The organism is Aeromonas salmonicida subsp. salmonicida, assembly GCF_001643305.1.
GTDB classification, from domain to species: domain Bacteria; phylum Pseudomonadota; class Gammaproteobacteria; order Enterobacterales; family Aeromonadaceae; genus Aeromonas; species Aeromonas salmonicida.
The window spans coordinates 22,374-39,611 of record NZ_LSGW01000032.1; the positions used below are offsets into that span (position 1 = coordinate 22,374).

General features: G+C 56.4%; 15 protein-coding genes, 1 pseudogene and 1 riboswitch. Of the genes and pseudogenes, 8 read left to right on the plus strand and 8 right to left on the minus strand.

Annotated elements, in window-relative coordinates:
• Nucleotides 1-140 precede the first annotated feature (140 nt).
• Nucleotides 141-1,124: a DUF3644 domain-containing protein gene (locus tag AXW79_RS02300; protein WP_196764792.1), complete on the plus strand. Its 984-nt coding sequence runs from the start codon at nt 141-143 to the stop codon at nt 1,122-1,124.
• Nucleotides 1,125-1,318: 194 nt separating this feature from the next.
• Nucleotides 1,319-1,933, plus strand: a complete 615-nt coding sequence (locus AXW79_RS22005) for a DUF6988 family protein (protein ID WP_073531738.1) — start codon at nt 1,319-1,321, stop codon at nt 1,931-1,933.
• 263 nt (nt 1,934-2,196) lie between these two features.
• Here AXW79_RS22005 and AXW79_RS02305 read toward each other — a convergent pair whose 3' ends face one another.
• Nucleotides 2,197-2,988 (minus strand): alpha/beta fold hydrolase, encoded by a 792-nt coding sequence (locus AXW79_RS02305; protein WP_005310476.1) that lies wholly within the window; start codon nt 2,986-2,988, stop codon nt 2,197-2,199.
• Between the two features lie 106 nt (nt 2,989-3,094).
• Between AXW79_RS02305 and AXW79_RS02310 the strand changes: the two genes are divergently transcribed.
• The 3 genes and pseudogenes from AXW79_RS02310 to AXW79_RS02320 all read left to right on the plus strand — a co-directional run bounded on the left by AXW79_RS02310 (nt 3,095) and on the right by AXW79_RS02320 (nt 4,326).
• The gene (locus AXW79_RS02310; RefSeq protein WP_005310474.1) at nt 3,095-3,451 is read left to right on the plus strand and encodes an MmcQ/YjbR family DNA-binding protein; all 357 of its coding nucleotides are present in this window, start codon (nt 3,095-3,097) and stop codon (nt 3,449-3,451) included.
• Between the two features lie 8 nt (nt 3,452-3,459).
• A pseudogene (locus AXW79_RS02315) lies at nt 3,460-3,935 on the plus strand (GNAT family N-acetyltransferase).
• 55 nt (nt 3,936-3,990) lie between these two features.
• A complete protein-coding gene (locus AXW79_RS02320) occupies nt 3,991-4,326 on the plus strand; it encodes a DUF3802 family protein (RefSeq protein WP_005310468.1) in 336 nt (111 codons plus the stop codon).
• 355 nt (nt 4,327-4,681) lie between these two features.
• Here the strand turns inward: AXW79_RS02320 and msrA are convergent, their stop codons facing one another.
• Nucleotides 4,682-5,314: a peptide-methionine (S)-S-oxide reductase MsrA gene (gene msrA / locus AXW79_RS02325; protein ID WP_005310466.1), complete on the minus strand. Its 633-nt coding sequence runs from the start codon at nt 5,312-5,314 to the stop codon at nt 4,682-4,684.
• Between the two features lie 270 nt (nt 5,315-5,584).
• Here msrA and argA point away from each other — a divergent pair, with 270 nt between their 5' ends.
• The gene (argA, locus tag AXW79_RS02330; RefSeq protein WP_005310464.1) at nt 5,585-6,913 is read left to right on the plus strand and encodes an amino-acid N-acetyltransferase; all 1,329 of its coding nucleotides are present in this window, start codon (nt 5,585-5,587) and stop codon (nt 6,911-6,913) included.
• A 108-nt stretch (nt 6,914-7,021) separates the two neighbouring features.
• Nucleotides 7,022-7,246: riboswitch (Lysine riboswitch) on the plus strand.
• A gap of 89 nt (nt 7,247-7,335) precedes the next feature.
• Nucleotides 7,336-8,688, plus strand: a complete 1,353-nt coding sequence (lysC, locus tag AXW79_RS02335; RefSeq protein ID WP_005310462.1) for a lysine-sensitive aspartokinase 3 — start codon at nt 7,336-7,338, stop codon at nt 8,686-8,688.
• A 91-nt stretch (nt 8,689-8,779) separates the two neighbouring features.
• Here lysC and AXW79_RS02340 read toward each other — a convergent pair whose 3' ends face one another.
• Nucleotides 8,780-9,868, minus strand: coding sequence for a protein kinase family protein (locus tag AXW79_RS02340; protein WP_005310460.1), 1,089 nt, complete (start codon nt 9,866-9,868; stop codon nt 8,780-8,782).
• Between the two features lie 252 nt (nt 9,869-10,120).
• Here AXW79_RS02340 and AXW79_RS02345 point away from each other — a divergent pair, with 252 nt between their 5' ends.
• The gene (locus AXW79_RS02345; protein WP_005310458.1) at nt 10,121-12,394 is read left to right on the plus strand and encodes an LTA synthase family protein; all 2,274 of its coding nucleotides are present in this window, start codon (nt 10,121-10,123) and stop codon (nt 12,392-12,394) included.
• Between the two features lie 70 nt (nt 12,395-12,464).
• Here AXW79_RS02345 and AXW79_RS02350 read toward each other — a convergent pair whose 3' ends face one another.
• The 5 genes from AXW79_RS02350 to ycfP form a co-directional block, all read right to left on the minus strand.
• Nucleotides 12,465-13,478 carry a S66 family peptidase gene (locus tag AXW79_RS02350; RefSeq protein ID WP_005310456.1) on the minus strand — a complete coding sequence of 338 codons (1,014 nt, stop codon included), beginning with the start codon at nt 13,476-13,478 and terminating at the stop codon, nt 12,465-12,467.
• 191 nt (nt 13,479-13,669) lie between these two features.
• Nucleotides 13,670-14,428, minus strand: a complete 759-nt coding sequence (locus AXW79_RS02355) for a substrate-binding periplasmic protein (RefSeq protein ID WP_005310455.1) — start codon at nt 14,426-14,428, stop codon at nt 13,670-13,672.
• Between the two features lie 168 nt (nt 14,429-14,596).
• Complete coding sequence (locus tag AXW79_RS02360) at nt 14,597-14,914, minus strand: heavy metal-binding domain-containing protein (protein WP_005310453.1); 318 nt, start codon at nt 14,912-14,914, stop codon at nt 14,597-14,599.
• A 207-nt stretch (nt 14,915-15,121) separates the two neighbouring features.
• Nucleotides 15,122-16,414, minus strand: a complete 1,293-nt coding sequence (locus tag AXW79_RS02365) for an NAD(P)/FAD-dependent oxidoreductase (protein WP_005310451.1) — start codon at nt 16,412-16,414, stop codon at nt 15,122-15,124.
• A 78-nt stretch (nt 16,415-16,492) separates the two neighbouring features.
• Entirely contained in the window at nt 16,493-17,032 is a 540-nt protein-coding gene (gene ycfP / locus AXW79_RS02370) for an alpha/beta hydrolase YcfP (protein WP_005310449.1), read from the minus strand.
• Nucleotides 17,033-17,238 lie beyond the last annotated feature (206 nt).

Consider the following 17,238-nt stretch of genomic DNA (forward strand, 5'->3'; position numbering starts at 1 on the left):
TATATAAATTAAAAATTAAAAATTAAAAATTAAAAATTAAAAATTAAAAATTAAAAGGAGAATTCATTTTTAAATCTGGAAATAACAGCTTTACTTCTAAAGGTCTAACAAAAATCTCAAATGATGAATTCATTAGACTTATGTCTCAAAGTACTTCATCAAAAGAAATAACACCACAGGAAAGAATGTACCAACAGTTAATAAAAAGGAGCCTTGACGCATTTACCCTCGCATTAGAAGTTTATAATAGGCCTAGCTTATGTAATAGAGTTGAAGCATTTACCATTTTGATGGTTAATTCATGGGAGCTTTTCTTAAAAGCTGAGATACTAGATGCATTAGGTGAAGAGAAGGTTTTTTATAAAAATGGGAAAAGCATCTCAATCTCTGATGCACTTTCACTGAGAATTCAAAATAGTGATCCAGTAAAGCGTAACATTGATACATTAATTTCACTTCGAGATCAAGCAACACACTTGCTTATTCCGGAGTTGCAACCACAACTTTCACGCCTATTCCAAGCCAATGTTTTTAATTATCAAGAAAGATATAAAAACCAAATGGGTAACTCACCTCTTGCAGGACAAAGCGTGGGAATGCTTAGCCTAGTCATCGACGGGCCTACGCCTGAAATAAGTGTTATTCAGAAAAACTATGGGGTACTAGCAGCAACAGAGGTTGCAAAATTTATTCAATCCTTTGAACATACTAATAGAGAATTAAACTCCGATAAGTTTTCCATTAATATCGAGTACAAACTTGCTCTCGTTCGAAACCCTAATAAATCCGACCTAACATTAAGCACAGGAGAGCAAGGACAGAAGGCAATAATCATAACTCAAGCGAAAGATCTCAATGATACCCATCCGTATTTTACCGATGATGCAATACTAGCGATAAACATGAAACAAAAAACTCACAAGATAAATAGACACTCGTTTCAATCTATTGTATTTAAGCATAAGATAAAAAAGAATCCGAACTCAGACATGTACAACTTTACTGATAGAGCTAGATATTCTGAAAAGTTCATTGCATGGGTAGTAACAAATATACAGGAACATAAAAGTTGGTTACAAGCAGCACTAGATGACTATAACGAAAATAAAAAAACCAAAAAATAACGATTGTATTGAATGACATGTTATTCCTAACCACTGAAATCGAACTATCAATGTCGCATGGTGGTAAATCATTAGAGAATAATTACATCAATGTGAACTATAGTACAGATAAACTATAAAAAGAAATCCCTTTTGCTCATGACTCTGGGTCTTTAGCTATAAATAAAAATTAATTTTTTCATGAGGCTATTTCCATGGATTTTATCAAGACTGATCAAATGTTAGCGAGACTGAGCGAGGTTGTAGACCACCCTATATATAAGGCTGACGCAAGAACCAAACTTGCTTTAACATTAGCGATTAGCTCGATGCAATTTTCCGACGCGGTTAGATTACTATGCTCACAAGGTTTGATACTGGGGATAGGTACAACACTACGCTCTCAATACGAAGCACTAGTAAGAAGTGTCTGGGTTCTGTATTGTGCTACTGATCTACAAGTCGAAAAACTAGATGCTGTTCTGAATGCAGAATCTCAACAAGCAAGTAAAAACATTCCTTCAGTCCATGGTATGCTTTGTGAACTAGATAAAATACCACAAATTCAAAGCCTGTTAATTTCATTTCATGAATTCAAAGACAGCTCTTGGTTGCCATTAAATTCATTTGTTCACTCAGGAATTCATGCTGTTTTTTGGACAAAAAATAAAGCACCACCAGAACTCATCGAGCAGTTATTTCGCATAAGCAATGGATTAAACGTTATCGCTTTTCAGGGAATGGGCATACTTACTGGTATACCAACCATTCAAAAGGAAATATTTTCAGTGATAGCGCATTATTCAGATTGCTTGCCTAAGCCACGATAATATAACAAAAATAGATGTACGCATTCAAATATCCCCACCTATCTATTCATCCCATAAACCCGACTGTATGTACAGAACTTGTTCTGCCGGGGTTTTCTTGATTTCGCCACCTGACCGACCAAAAAGAGAATGCTGTGATAGGGAATGCCAGCGTGCTGGCTTAGCCCCATCTCGCTGGTACGGCTATTCCAGTAGCATCGAAGATACTGGATAAGCGCTGACTATATCCCCTGCTTTGCCTGTGCAGGAGATTGGGCGAAGATTTATTTACGGCCACGGGCCAGGGATTTAAGAAACGCCAGGGTGCGGCGGTTGAACTGCTCCGGCTGCTCCACATTGCAGACATGACCACACTGTTCGATCACCGCCAGAGAAGAGCTGGCATCGCGGGCCACCTGTTCGCGCACCGGTGCCAGGAACATATGATCCTCCTCCCCCATCACGTAGAGGGTCGGGATCGGCAGGGCGCGCTCCTTGAAGTAGCGCATCAGGGGGTTGACCTCGGTGGCGAGGCGGAACCAGCGTTTGAACTCCTTCTGGCAGAGCTTGCGGGCCTCGCGCACAAAGAGGTTGCGCGACTCCTGATGGTGCTGGCGCGGCATTATGATGAAGGCGAACAACCGGTAGAGCCACATGTAAGGCAGGATATGCTGGCCGAGGCGGCCGAGCTGTACCAATACCCGGGAGCGGATGTCGAGGCGCAGTATGGCGCCGCCCAATACCATGCTCTTGACCCGCTCCGGGCAGAGCTCCGCCAGATGGCGAATGAGGATGGTGCCAAGGGAGATGCCGACGAAGTGGGCGGAGGAAATACGCAGGTGATCGAGCAGGCGCACTATGTCTTCGGTCACGGCCCGGAAGCTGTAGTGACCCTTGACCACCTGCTGCAACTGGTGGGACTGACCGTGGCCACGCAGGTCCAGCAGCAGCACGTTGAAGTGCTCGCGATAGGCGCGCAGCTGCTTGAACCAGATGGAGGAACTGCCACCGGCGCCGTGCACGAATACCACCCAATCCCTGTCGGGGCCAAGCTCGAACGTCTTGTGATACAGCATCTTGCGACTCCCTCATCGACGGCATTGGGGTATAGTAGGCGCGCATCTTAGCAGATATTTTCACCTAAAAAATACGTTTGCATGGCAACTGGCGAGGAGCGTGACCATGGAGTTGACGAGTTTGAGAGCCTTTCTGCTGACCCTGCCGGGCGCTCAGGAGGACACCCCCTTCGGCCCGGAGATCCTGGTCTATCGCATCGCAGGCAAGATGTTTGCGCTGGTGGATTGGCAGGCAGAGCCGCTCACCATCAACCTCAAATGCGAGCCCGACCTCGCCCTGCTGCTGCGGGAGATCCATCCCGAGGTCAAACCCGGCTGGCACATGAACAAGCAGCACTGGAACACGGTTACCCTGAGCAACACCCTGGCCAGCGATCTTTGGCAAGGCTGGGTGCGCCACTCCTATGAGCGGGTGGTCGCCGGCCTGCCCAAGGCCAAACGGCCGCAAGCGCCGACACTGTGAGCCACCCCATGCCGGAGCAGCCCAAAATAGTCCCGCTGAGCGAGCCGCATATCCCCGCCCTCATCACACTGTTCGAGCAGTCGGTGCGCCAACGCGGCCCCGAGCACTACGCGAGGCGCAGGTAGTGCAGTGGGCACTCGGCGCCCATCATCCGGGCTTTGTCAGCCAGTTGCGTGAACACCACGGCTGGGTGCTGGAGCAAGCCGGCGCCGTGCTTGGCTTCGTCACCCTCAGCGACGATGGTCACCTGAGCCTGCTTTATGTGAGCGCCGACCATCAACGCCAGGGGCTGGGCGGCCTCTTGCTCGCCACTGCCCTCAGCCAGGCCGGTCGGCTCGGCATCGAGACCCTGACGACGGAAGCCAGCGCCTTCAGCTATGGGCTATTTTTACGTTATGGCTTTGAGCTGACCGGATTGGAAAGCGTGGAGCGGGGTGGAGTCAGTTTTATCCGCTATCGTCTGCACTGCCGCTTGCCAAGCTAGGACCAGCCACTAAAATACGCACAGTTTTTTCGTATTGTTGAGGATTGAGGCCGCCATGGTTGTAGAAAGCGAAGGCTATATCGCCCTGATTGAGTATCTGGTGGAGAGTCTGGGACTGTTTGAAGCCCAGCAGCAGAGCGGTGGTGAACAGACCATCGAAGATCTGGTGAGCAGCCGGGTGGCGAGCAACCTGATGGCCATCTGCGAACAGAACCCGCAGCTCGATCCCAAATTGCGCTTCATGATCATGCAGGAAGCCGATGCCGTGGTCGCCGATCTGGAAGAGGTGCTCTCCGCCGTCTGGCTGCGTGCCCCAACCCCGGCCCAGCAAGCCTTCCTCGAAGAGTTCATCGACCTCATCAAGAATCTGTTTGACGGCGCCATCAGCTAATCCGTCGAGACACCTGATCGCCGTGGCGCCGACCCAGACGCCCGCATTTTTCCGCACACAGCACACATGAAAAGGGCCGCCTCAATGGGCAGCCCTGCTTGCTATCATTTCAATCTATCCAGCTTTTCAGTGGCGTTCAGTGAAGGTCGAGGCAAGAAATGTGTCTGGTCTTGGCTGCCATCCTTGGAAGCTACTTAGTTCGGCAGGGCCAATTCTATTTAGTTCCCGTTCGTGACATATTTTTTTACGATTTTTTTCACTGCGCCGACAGTCAGTCGACATCAGGCGTAAAAGAGGCCGCAAATGCGGCCTCTTTTGGTATCAAAGCAGGGGTGATCTAGCATGGCACCATCTGTTAGCGATTGAGGCTCGGCGGCAAACAGAATCCGATCCCCCCCAGCCCGCAATACCCTTCCGGATTTTTCTCCAGATATTGCTGATGGTAATCCTCGGCGTAATAGAAGGGCGCCAGCGGCAAGATGCGGGTGGTGATGGCACGGCTGTCGCCACTGGCCATCATGGCCTGCTGATAGGCGGCCAGGCTCTGCTGGGCGATCACCTGCTGGGTCTCGTCGCCATAGAAGATCACCGAACGGTACTGGGTACCGACATCGCCACCTTGGCGCATGCCCTGGGCCGGATCATGCTGCTCCCAGAACAGCTTGAGCAGGGCGGCATAACTGATGACGCTGGGGTCAAATACCACCTGTACCGTTTCGGCGTGACCGGTCAGACCGCTGCACACCTCCTTGTAGGTGGGATTCTGGGTGACGCCACCCTGATAGCCAGCGGCGGTGGAGTAAACACCGGGCTGCTGCCAGAACAGACGCTCAACACCCCAGAAACACCCCATGCCAAACCAGGCTACTGCCATCTCTTCAGGCCAGGGGCCCTGAGTCGGGTGACCATTGACGGCATGTTGCTGGCCAATCACCATCGCATCGCGGCGTCCCGGCAGTGCATCTGCCGGTGAAATAATCTGTTCCATGAACCCTGTCCTTGTATAAAAACCTGTGTCATCGCACAGCTGACGAAAAGGAGTCTCGAAGATAACAGGTTATGAGCCGGGATCAACCAAGGCCACAGCCAGACTGGTGTTGCTGTATTTTTCACCGCCTTCTCGTCTCTCGTTTTTCTTCAGCGTCATCAAGCGGACAAAATGGTGGCATAAAATGGCAAAATCAATATTTAGTCTTTATTTGTGAATTTATTTTCATATATTGAGCCCATTGCTGTTTTTTTATGGAAGAAGCCTCAAGTGCGTGAACGCGAACCCAGCCTGGTCTATGCCTTTCGGCAGTCTACCCCCTATGTCAATGTGCACAGAGGCGCCACCTTTGTGCTGATGATGGGAGGGGAAGCCATCTGCCACCCCAATTTTGCCAATATCGTCAGCGATATCGCCCTGCTGCAGACACTGGGAATTCGTTTGGTGCTGGTGTTCGGTTCACGTCCGCAAAACGACGAGGCACTGGCTCGCGCGGGCATCGAAGCCCAGTACCACAGGCGGATCCGGGTCACCGATGACGAGAGCTTCGCCATCATCAAACAAGTGTGTGGCGGACTGCAGTACGACATCACGGCCCAGCTCTCCATGGGGCTGGCCAACACCCCCATGCAGGAGGCCCGCATCAGCGTGGTGAGTGGCAACTTCGTCACCGCCCAGCCACTGGGGGTGGATGATGGCATCGACTTTTGCCACAGCGGTCGGGTACGCCGCATCGACGTGGAGGGGATCACCCGCCAGCTGGATCAGAAGGGTCTGGTGCTGATCTCCCCCATCGGCTGCTCGGTCACCGGCGAGAGCTTCAACCTGAGCTCGGAAGAGGTCGCCCGCCGGGTGGCAGTGGATCTCAAAGCCGACAAGCTTATCTGTTTCAGCAGCACCCAGGGCGTCATGGACAGACACGGCGAAGCCATCTCGGAACTCTTCCCCGAGCAGGCCGAGGAGCTGCTGGTGGAGCTGGAGCAGGCGGGGGAAGAGATGTCAGGCACAGCCCGTTACCTGCGTGCGGCAATTGCCTCCTGCCGGGGCGGCGTGCCCCGCTCCCATCTGGTGAGCTATCAGGATGACGGCGCCATGTTGCAGGAGCTGTTCAGTCGCGACGGCCTCGGTACCCAGATAGTGCGGGAAAGCGCCGAGCAGGCCCGCGCCGCCACCATCGAAGACATTGGCGGTATTCTGGATCTCATTCGCCCGCTGGAGGAGGACGGCATTCTGGTGCGTCGCTCTCGCGAGCAGCTGGAGATGGAAATAGACAAGTTCACCATCATAGAGCGCGACGGCCTCATCATCGGCTGCGCGGCGCTCTACTGCTTCATGGAAGAGGCGATGGCGGAGATGGCCTGCGTCGCCATTCACCCCGAGTATCGCAACTCCAATCGGGGGGATCAGCTGGTGGCCAAGGTGGCCGAGCGGGCCAAGCGGCTCGGCATTCGTCGCCTGTTCGTGCTCACTACCCGCTCCATTCACTGGTTCCGGGAACGGGGCTTCGATCCGCTGGAGGTGGAAGACCTGCCGGTGGAACGGCAACGGCTCTACAACTGGCAGCGCCGCTCCAAGGTTTTGTCAAAAACCATTTCGTAACTTGTTGATCTTGTGCCGAGTTGTCGTCGATTGTTAACTTTTTCACAATCTCGATTGACAGTGCAATCCAGCACAGGGTATTTCTAATTGCACTCCACCGCCTGCGGTGGAGCCAGAAGAGGAGCGCTGCCCAGGCAGCCCAAGGGAGGACACCAGCGTCCGATGAACTTGGGTCAGGGGGAGCAGCGCCGAGACGGGTGAGGCAACTGGATACCTCAACGTCGGCTGCGGGGGCTGAATCCCCCGGGTTGTCATCGGTAGTGGTCATCCCCCACCGCGCCCCATCAGGGGCGGGTACGGGATGGGCTCTGCGGGTGGAGTGCTTCTGGCCGGGATAGCTTCTCTCATTCCTGCCATTTTCAGCCTCCTCCTCTCTTTTTGCCCGATGGAACCGGATTTTTATATTAAGACAGGAGTAAGCAATGAGCCCGATGAATGTCGCCAAGTTTGGCGGAACCAGTGTCGCCAATGCCGCGGCCATGAACAACTGCGCCAATGTGGTACTGGCCAATCCGGCAACCCGGGTGGTGGTACTGAGCGCCAGCGCCGGCGTCACCAATCTGCTGGTGGCACTGGCCCAGGGCGATCTGGACGAGGCAGGCCAGGAGGCACAGCTGGCCAAACTGGCCGAGATCCAGCAGGCCATACTGACGGCACTGGGCGATCCCGCCGACGTGAGTACCCTGATCCATGCCACCCTCGGCGAGATCCGCACCATGGCCCGCCAGGCCAGTCAGCATACGGATGCAGAGCTGGCTGACAGGCTCATCGCCTGTGGCGAGCTGATGTCTACCCGCCTCTTCACCGAGCTGTTGCACCAGCGTGGTATCAAGGCCCACTGGCAGGATGTGCGCCAGCTGATGCGCACCGACAGCCGCTTTGGCAAGGCGACCGTGGATCTCGGTGCCACTCGCGGCCTCTGCCAACAGGCGCTGGGGCCCCTGCTCGGCGACAGCCTCATCATCACTCAGGGCTTCATCGGCTCGGATGCCGATGGCCGCACCACCACGCTTGGTCGCGGCGGCTCCGATTACAGCGCCGCCCTGCTCGCCGAAGCGCTGGATGCGGGCAGCATAGAGATCTGGACCGATGTGCCCGGCATCTACACCACGGATCCGCGACTGGTGACACGCGCACGCCCCATTCCTGAAATAAGCTTCGTGGAAGCGGCTGAGATGGCTACCTTTGGCGCCAAGGTGCTGCACCCGGCCACCCTGCAACCTGCGGTGCGCCAGGACATTCCTGTCTTTGTCGGCTCCAGCAAGGATCCCGCCGCCGGCGGCACCTGGATCCGCGCCAGCACCAGCACCAACCCGCTGTTTCGCGCCGTGGCATTGCGCCGCCAGCAAGTGCTGGTCACACTGCACAGCCTCAACATGTTCCACGCCTACGGCTTCCTGGCCGAGGTGTTCGGCATCCTGGCCCGCCACCGCATCTCGGTGGATCTCATCACCACCTCGGAAGTGAGCGTGTCGCTCACCCTGGATCACACCGGCAGCCAGAGCAACGGCGAGCCCGTGCTCAGCGACAAGGTGCTGGCCGAGCTGGGTCAGCTGTGCAAGGTGAAGGTGGAAACCGGTCTGGCACTGGTGGCGCTCATCGGCAACCGCATGAGCGAGGCGGCCGGTGTAGGCAGTCAGGTCTTTGACGCCATTCGCGAGCACAACATCCGCATGATCTGTTATGGCGCCAGTGCCCACAATCTCTGCTTCCTGGTCAAGGAAGAAGAAGCGGGCCACATCGTCAACCGCCTCCACCAGGAGCTGCTCGACTGAGCCAGCCAAGGTTTGACACGGCATAAAAGAGGGGCACTCAGGGTGCCCCTCTTGTCGTTGATGCCCATGTCATTGATGCAGATACCAGCCCCTACCCTACCAGAGTCGGCACCGGCAACAGGCAGGTGCGGATCTCCTCACGCAGACCCGCGAGTCTGGCCAGCAATGCTGCCTGGCTATAGCCAGCCTCGTCAGGCCCCAGATTATCCGCCAGCTCGGCGAAATGGTCGGCCACCGCCTTCTCAAGCCAGTCGAGCCGGCGCAAAGTGAGCGGGCCGCAGCTCTTGCCGCTGAGGTCATCCATGATATCGAGCCGATGGCTGCGATACATGTCCCGCCACCAGTTGGCGGCCAGCACGTCATCGCTTGCCAGTGCCGAGCGCCACTCCCCCTGCAACCCTTGCAATCGAGCCAGTACTGCCGAGCTAGCCCCCTCCCGGGTCAGATATTGCAATTCGCGCTGCACCCAGCTCAGACAGAGGCCACGCCAGTAGCGAAACTGCGGCAACGGATCCGGATCGTCGAGCCAGAGACCCGAGAGGGTGCGGGTCTCCAGTCGTTCCGGCACATGAAACTGGGGATCGGAGAGGCCGTTTGAGTTGAATTCATGGCGGGGATCGAACGGCCACATGTAGCCAAAATCGAACACGGCGATCTGCTGGCCATCATCGAGCAGGTTGCCCGGGCTCGGATCCCAGTCAAACCAGCCCCAATGGGCGAGCTCGGCCTGCACCGCCAGCATCTGGGCCAGATTGCGCTCATTGAGGTCGTGTACCGGCACCCCTCGCAACCAGGGAGAAACGAGCACCCCTGCCCTGGCCGAGCCAAAGCAGGTACAGACAACGTGAGAGAGAATGGTGGGATGCAGCTCACGCAGCGCCTCTATCTCGCGGCGCCGCTCCAGCTCGGTCAGGAAGGCGGTCTTGCCGTCGATATTGGCCACCAGGGAGTCATGCCTTCGCCGTTTCAGGCACCAGTGATGCCCCTCCACCTTGAGATGAAACACCTCGGCGGTGAGCCCGTGACGATAGACCTTGAGCACGGCGGGATGATCCTCTCTGAGTCTCACCAGCTGTGCCAGTGGCAAGGGGCAATCTTGCTCGCGCCCGATCCGGATCTCCTCCTTGCTCTCCAGCATGCGGAGCAATCTTGCCTGACGTGCCGCTACCTTGGGATTCATACATGTACCTCCATCCATTATTGAGAGACTAAGCAGCAAGGCAGGTACAGACCAGCAGCAAAGCGTCATGATGACGCTTTCATCACAGAATGAGTGTGACGGCCCGATCCGGATCACAGTTTGCATGGCTTCATGGTCACGAAATATTCATTGTTTGGTCATTAAATTGACAACAAGGAACAAGCCCCTCACCATCGGGTCACATTAAATGCAGCAGCCATTCGTCGTTACTCGCTCAAAGGATGAGCTCATATGAAAGTCCCCTCCTCAGCACGCCGGTCAGCCAGGATCCCCAGCCTGCCTTCCCTGCTGCTTGGCTTGCTGGCTGCGCTGCTGCTGCTGACCCTGATACTGCCGCAGATCAATCCCGGCAGCTGGCTCGGCCAGGCCCGGCCGCTGGTGCTGGGACCTGCCGACCAACCCATAGCGACGCTCACTCGTCACTCTCTGCTCTACAAGAGTGACAACCGTGGCCTCTATCTGGTGGTACGCAGCCAGTGGCAGCTGCTCAAACCGCTGCAAGCGGGGGACAAGGTGCGGGTGGAGCTGCTCAACGACAAAGGGGAGCGCATAGATCAGCTGAGCCAGGCGGTAGAAAAACGCCAGCGATGCAATAAAGGGCGCTGCACCCTGGATCTCAACAGCACCTTGCGGGCACCGGACGATGCCCTCGCCAGTCGCTATCAGCTGCGGATCGGCCTGCTGCTGGCAGATCGACCCGAGAGCGCTGAATTCAGCCAGATCCTGCAGACTCTGCCGGAGCAGGGTTTCAACCTCACCTACCTCTTCACCAGCCTGGTACTGGTACTGGCACTGAGCGCCGCCGTGCTCAAGGCCCTGCTGCCCAAGCTCAGGCGCAGTTTGCGCTGGCGGATCATCGGCAGCCTGCTGCTCGGCAACCTCACCTTCGTGCTGCTGCACGGCTTTGTGGTATTCAAACTGGGGGAGTTTCTGCTCTGGTCCGGCTTCAGGCCCGAGCACTACTATCTCGCCTGGGGCAGCATGGTACTGGGCTGGAGCCTCTGTGCCCTGGCGGGCTTCAATCTCTATATGGGACTGGTGTTCACGGCGCTTTCCGGCATTGGCCTGCTTGCCAACTTCATGAAGATCGCCATCTACGGGGTGCCGCTGGGGGGGGACGACCTTGGCAATCTGCTGGCACTGCTGCGCATCCTGCTGGATCAGCATCCAGTATTGCCTGTACTCGGCGTCGCTGCGCTGCTGTTTGTCTGCTGGCGTTTCGCCCTGTCACGCTGGGTCTTGCGCGGCCTGTTTCGCACGACCACCGCCACCGCCGCCTTTTTTGCCCTGTGTGTGTTCGCGACCCAGACCGGCAACAAGCTGCTGGGGACCAACATTCGCTACGTGGACAGAGCGGTCAATTATCACAGGGATCTCATCCGCTCCGGCCCCGGCCTCTATCTGTTCAATCTGGTGGACGAGATGCTGCAAAGCGGTAGTGTGTTTCGCTATCCCTTGCAGATCAATGAGTTCACTCCACAGATCAGCCATGTGAGCCAGGGACAGCCCCCCCGCTTCGATCTGGTAATAGTGCTGCAATACGAGTCGCTCTGGCTCGGCTGGCAGGGCAGGATCTGCGCCCCACCTCCCACATTGAGCCTGCCCGCCAGCGTGCAACAGTGGCAAAAGACCATCCACTCCCCCACCACAGGCGGCATGACGGTGCTGGCCGAGTTCGAGATGAACACGGGTCTGCCGGTGGGCCTGCTCAAGCAGGGGGTCGTGCCCTATTACTACCTGTCCGAGCAGGTGCCCGGCCTTGCACAAAGCGCAAAGCAAAGCGGCTATCACACCCTGTTTGCCCACCCTTACGTGGAGAAGTTCTGGGGCCGTGCCAAGGCGATGCCTGCCCTTGGCTATGAAGAGCGCTGGTTTGATACCCGCTTTACCAGTCTCGAGCACAAGGGGCTTTACATCTCGGACGATGCGCTGATCGACCATCTGCTCAGACGCAGCGAGCAGGATGCCTCACCGCTCTTTGCCTACGCGGTTACCATGCAGGGCCACGGCCCCTTCGACGGGGATCGCTATCAGGCACAGCAACTCGACAAGGCTTGTCCGGATCAGAGTGCGGCAGACCGCCAGCTGCTCAACACCTACTATACGGGGGTGGTGGATGCCATGGCTTCCCTGGAGCGGCTGCTCAAACGGCTGGACAATTCTGGCAAACGCTATCTGGTGGTGGCCTTTGGCGATCATCAACCCTTTCTGATGTCGGCAGGCAAGGGCATTCACGGCGACAAACCGCCCCGCGATGCCAGCTACCAGATCCCCATGATGGCTTTTACCCGCGATGATGGTGCCCTCTCTCTCGAACGGCTATTCGCCCCTGTGCGCCAGCTCTACCAGATGGGCCAGGCCACTCGCCATCTGCTGGCAGGGGATCTGACCCCGATCCCGGATCTCCCCCTGCTCCACCCTGTGCTGGGGGAGGAGAAAGGCTTCGACGTCTCCCCCCTTGTGCCCCAGATCCGGGCCAGCTTCAGGGCCAATGCCCTGCCATGATCGCCATTGCAGGCAAGATAAAAGAGGCCGCAGTTGCGGCCTCTTTGCATAATACGGTTGACGGGATCACTCACTCGCCAAGCCAGGGTTCGCACAAGGTAAGGGTACGGGCATCGAGATCCAGCTCAGCCTCGATGCCAAGAGGCAGAGTCAGCATGGGATGAGTGTGGGCACAGTCAAACTCCGCCAATATGGGGAAACGCGGCGTCCCCACCACCTCCAGCAGAATATCGAGCGGCCGCTTGCCACTGCCCTGATGATCGAACAGCTCGTGCTTGCCGAGAACCAGGGCGCCGATGCGGTCAAACACACCGCACAGCTTGAGATGGGCGAAGGAGCGCTCCACCGTATCAGCTGTCAAGAGGCTGTCTTCCAGCAGCAGAATATCTCCGTGCGCTATGGCCGGCATGTAAGGAGAGCCCCAGATCCCCGTCAAGGTATTGAGGTTGCCACCCAGCAGCCGTCCCCGCACCCGACCTGTCCCCACCGAGATCAACCGGTTGGGCTGACACTGCTTGGCCCGAGTCTGATTTTCCCAATCGAGCCGCTCGTCGGTCCAATAAGCAGGGGTCGGCAAGGTATGAGGCACGGCGCCCCCACCCGCCAGGCAGACCTGGCTAAACCCGGCCAGGGTCTCATCCACCAGCGGGGGCCATTCACCGAACGAGGCCACCAGCGCCGGGCCATAAAAGGTGACGAGGCCGGTTTGGGCATAAATGCCGAGCAGCAGGGCCGTCACATCCGAGTAGCCGATGATGATCTTGGGATCCCGTTTGAGCGCCTCGTAATCGAGATACGGCAACAGGGAGTTTGAGTTGCTGCCGCCAATCACCGACATGATGCAACGCACATGCGGATCGCGAATAAGTTCATTGAGCTCGGCAGCCCGCGCGGCTATGGTGCCGGATCGCCAGTGATCCTGCTGGCCGGTGAGGCTGCCCGCCTTGAGCCTGAAGCCCTGCGCTTCCATAAACCGCTTTGCACGGGCAAAGCGGTTTGGCGCCCAGGCAGTGGCCGCGCTGGAGGGGGAGAAAAAACCTATAGTGTCGCCAGGCTTGAGCCCTGGCGGCTTGAGTGATGTCATTGTCAGGTGTCCTGTCCCGAGTGCGGCCATCTGGCATTATGGTGCCGACCTTGAAGGACTCATAGTAACCCGCAAATAGTCCTAAAGACATCAGGATAAGCTGCTTGGCCCCGGTGAGCTGTTTGGCCAGACGCGGCGAACCATCACAGCCACCCTTGCCACCTCAGTGACATGAGCCGCCGCGCAGACGCTCATTCGCTCGCTGGCCGGATCCAGAAGCGACGCTCCCATTTCTGGGTGATCTCATCGTAAGTCCCATCCGCGCGCATGCTGTCCAGGATCCCTTGCAGTGCCTTGATGATGGCCTCGTCCGTCTCCAGGCTGAAGGCAAAGTAGAACTGCTTGGTGTCCTGATATTGAAACAGGGGGACAAAATCCGAATAGCTGTGGCCCAGCGACTCTATGTGATAAGCCGCACCCATCTGCAGGGCAGGTGCTATGTCCGCTCGCCTGCGCAGCATCATGCGAAACTTGTCATCCTCATCGTGCACCAGCACCAGGTTGAGCCCCATCTCGGCAAGCTCCCGTGCCGCTGCGGAATTACGCACCACCGCAATCCGCCAGGGCGTCAGCTCAGAGAGATGGCTGGCCGTCACCTCTTCCCGTTTCGCCAGGCGATAAAACCAGAGAGTGCGAGGCGCTATGGGGCCAACCCAATGAAAGAGAGCCTCTCGTTCCGGCAGACGTACAATGCTGAAGATGACGGTGTTGGGCTGATGCAATGCCATCTGATAGGCCCGCGCCCAGGGCAGGAGTTGCACCCCCTTGCTGTCGAGCGAAAGCTTGCTCCTGTCGACCATCCGTTGCAGGAGATCCACCGACAGACCCGTTACCAGACCGTCTCTGTCCCGATAGTTGTAAGGAGGAAGCTCCTCTGTTACCGCCTGAATGTTGGCTCCTGCGGCGCTGCCCAGCCAGCACCACAACAATAACCAGCGAAAATGCCACATGATTGACCTCTCTGCCTGTTTCCCTTGCTTCAGTATGGCGGCAGTGGGCAACCCTGCGTATGCAGGCTGGCCAGCAAGATCACAGGATTTGTCACAGTTCCGGTCAACGCCGGGGCAGAAACAAAAAAACCGGCAGAAGGTTGCCGGTTTTTCAATGGCTGACAGGGCTTAGATTACAACGGCGGTACCGCTGATGCTGACCATCAGCATGCTGCCGTTCTGCCCCACCACCTCGTAGTCGATATCGATACCGACCACGGCGTTGGCGCCCAGCGCCTGCGCGCGCTCTTTCAGTTCATCGAAGGCAATCTCGCGGGCGCGGGCCAGCTCTTTTTCGTAGGCACCGGAGCGGCCACCAATGATATCGCGGATACCGGCAAACAGATCCTTGAAGATATTGGCGCCGAGAATGGCTTCACCCACGACGATGCCGCGGTATTCACGAATGGTTTTGCCTTCCAGCGTGGGGGTAGTTGAGAGGATCATCTTGCGCTCCTGAGGTGAAAATGGGTTTCAGACTACCCCAAACTTCTACCGGACAACATCCCCCGCCCCCTAATAGCCAGTTGCACGATAATGGTTGCCGTTGCAGGCGACCATGCCGCCATTTGGCTCGCGCTCATCGCCGGAACCTGGGCCCGAACGATAAAAAAGGAGAGGCCAGGCCTCTCCTTTTCGTGTGCTGATGGCAGCTTAGTGCAGCTTCAGGGTCGGGCGCAGTACCCGGTTGATGCGGCCCACCAGCATGATGAGACCCGTCTTGATGTAGCCGTGCAGAGCGACCTGGTGCATCCGGTACAGCGAGATGTAAACCATGCGCGCTATGTAGCCTTCCACCATCATGGAGCCGCGCATCAGGTTGCCCATCAGGCTGCCCACTGTGGAGAAGCGGCTCAAAGAGACCAGCGAGCCGTGATCGTGATAGAGGTAAGGCTTCATCTCGCCGCCTTCCAGTTTGGCCAGGATATTCTTGCATGCCTGGGTCGCCATCTGGTGGGCGGACTGGGCGCGTGGCGGCACGAATTTGCCATCCGGCTGCGGGCAGGCGGCGCAGTCACCGATGACGAAGATGTTCTCGTCACGGCTGGTTTGCAGTGTCTCTTTCACTACCAGCTGGTTGATGCGGTTGGTTTCAAGGCCGGCGATATCCTTCATGAAATCCGGCGCCTTGATACCGGCAGCCCACACCATGAGGTCAGCTTCGATGAGCTCCCCATCCTTGGTGTGCAGCCCATCGCTGGTGGCTTCGGTGATCATGGTGGCGGTACGCACATCCACCCCCAGTTTGACTAGTTCCTGATGAGCCGCGCCACTGATGCGCTCCGGCAGCGCCGGCAGAATGCGGGGACCCGCTTCCACCAGAGTCACCTTCAGGCTCTCTGTGGTGAGGTTCTTGAAACCGTAGGCATAGAGCTGCTCCACAGCGTTATAGAGCTCGGCAGAGAGCTCGACGCCAGTGGCACCGCCGCCAACGATGGCGATCTTCACCTTGTCACCTGGCTGGTATTCGGTGGCGAACTGCAGGAAGCGGTTCATCATGCTGTTGTGGAAACGGTGCGCCTGGGAGGGGCTGTCCAGGAAGATGCAGTGATCCTTGATGCCCTTGGTGTTGAAGTCGTTGGAAACGGAACCAATCGCCATCACCAGGATGTCGTACGGCACCTCCCGCTCATGCACCACTATGTCGCCATTCTCATCGACGATCTTCCCCAGCACGATGCGTTTTTCGTCGCGCTTGATGTCAGTCAGGCTGCCCAGCTGGAAATCGAAACCATGGTTTTTGGCATGGGACTGGTAGCTCAGGGCATCGATACCCGCGTCCATGGAGCCGGTGGCCACTTCGTGCAGCAGGGGTTTCCACAGGTGGGTACGGTTACGGTCGACCAGGGTGATCTTGGCCTTGTTCTTCTTGCCCAGTTTGCGACCCAGGCTGGTAGCCAGCTCCAGACCGCCAGCTCCACCGCCGACGACAACAATATTGGTCATGGTTAATTACCTCGGTTCCATTAAAGCGAAGGGAGCCATCGGCTCCCTTGATAGTTGAATCCATGACGTGACAATCGATCAGGCTTCTTTGAAAGCCTTCATCTGTTGCAGGTGATGAGAGATATTTTTGAACTTGTGAGTCTCTCGCTCATCCCACACGATGTTGTAATAATTCTTCAATTCACGCTCAATGTCGCCATTATCGCGGATTTCATCCTGAACGGAAAGGATGCAGAGGCAATTTCCTGAATTTTTACTACGAAATTCAGACACACATTTGGTGCCTATATCCTCATACTCTTCCGGTCTGTCTATCTTGCCCTGCATGGTGATCTCGGGGTGCAGATTGGGGTTGAAGATCACCTGTTTGATGCCGCACAAGAAGCCGATCCGCTCGCTCCAGTAACCTCCCAGCCCCACCCCGCAGATGAGAGGCTTGGGGTCTGTGCTCATGTCGAGCTGCTTTTTCACTTCCTTGAGCAGGTGGCTCATGTCATGACGGGGATGAACCGTGCTGTAGTGCACAAAACGCACATCATCATCGATAAACTGCAACTGCAGCACTTTTTCATGATTGCCGAGGCTGGTGGCATCAAAGCCATGCAGATAGATGATCATGGACAAGACCTCAAAAACTGTGTCGGTTCTATCGAAACTACCCCAGCGGCGGGGCCTTGCGCCACCAAAACATCCCACTTTCTTGCTTTGGATCACGCCTCCAGTTGCGGATGAAACCAGATTAAGTCAATCAGATACCTCACTTGCTCCGTTCGGCAATGAAAGTGGATACCCACTGTGACGAAGGGATCAACTGGCTAGCGAGG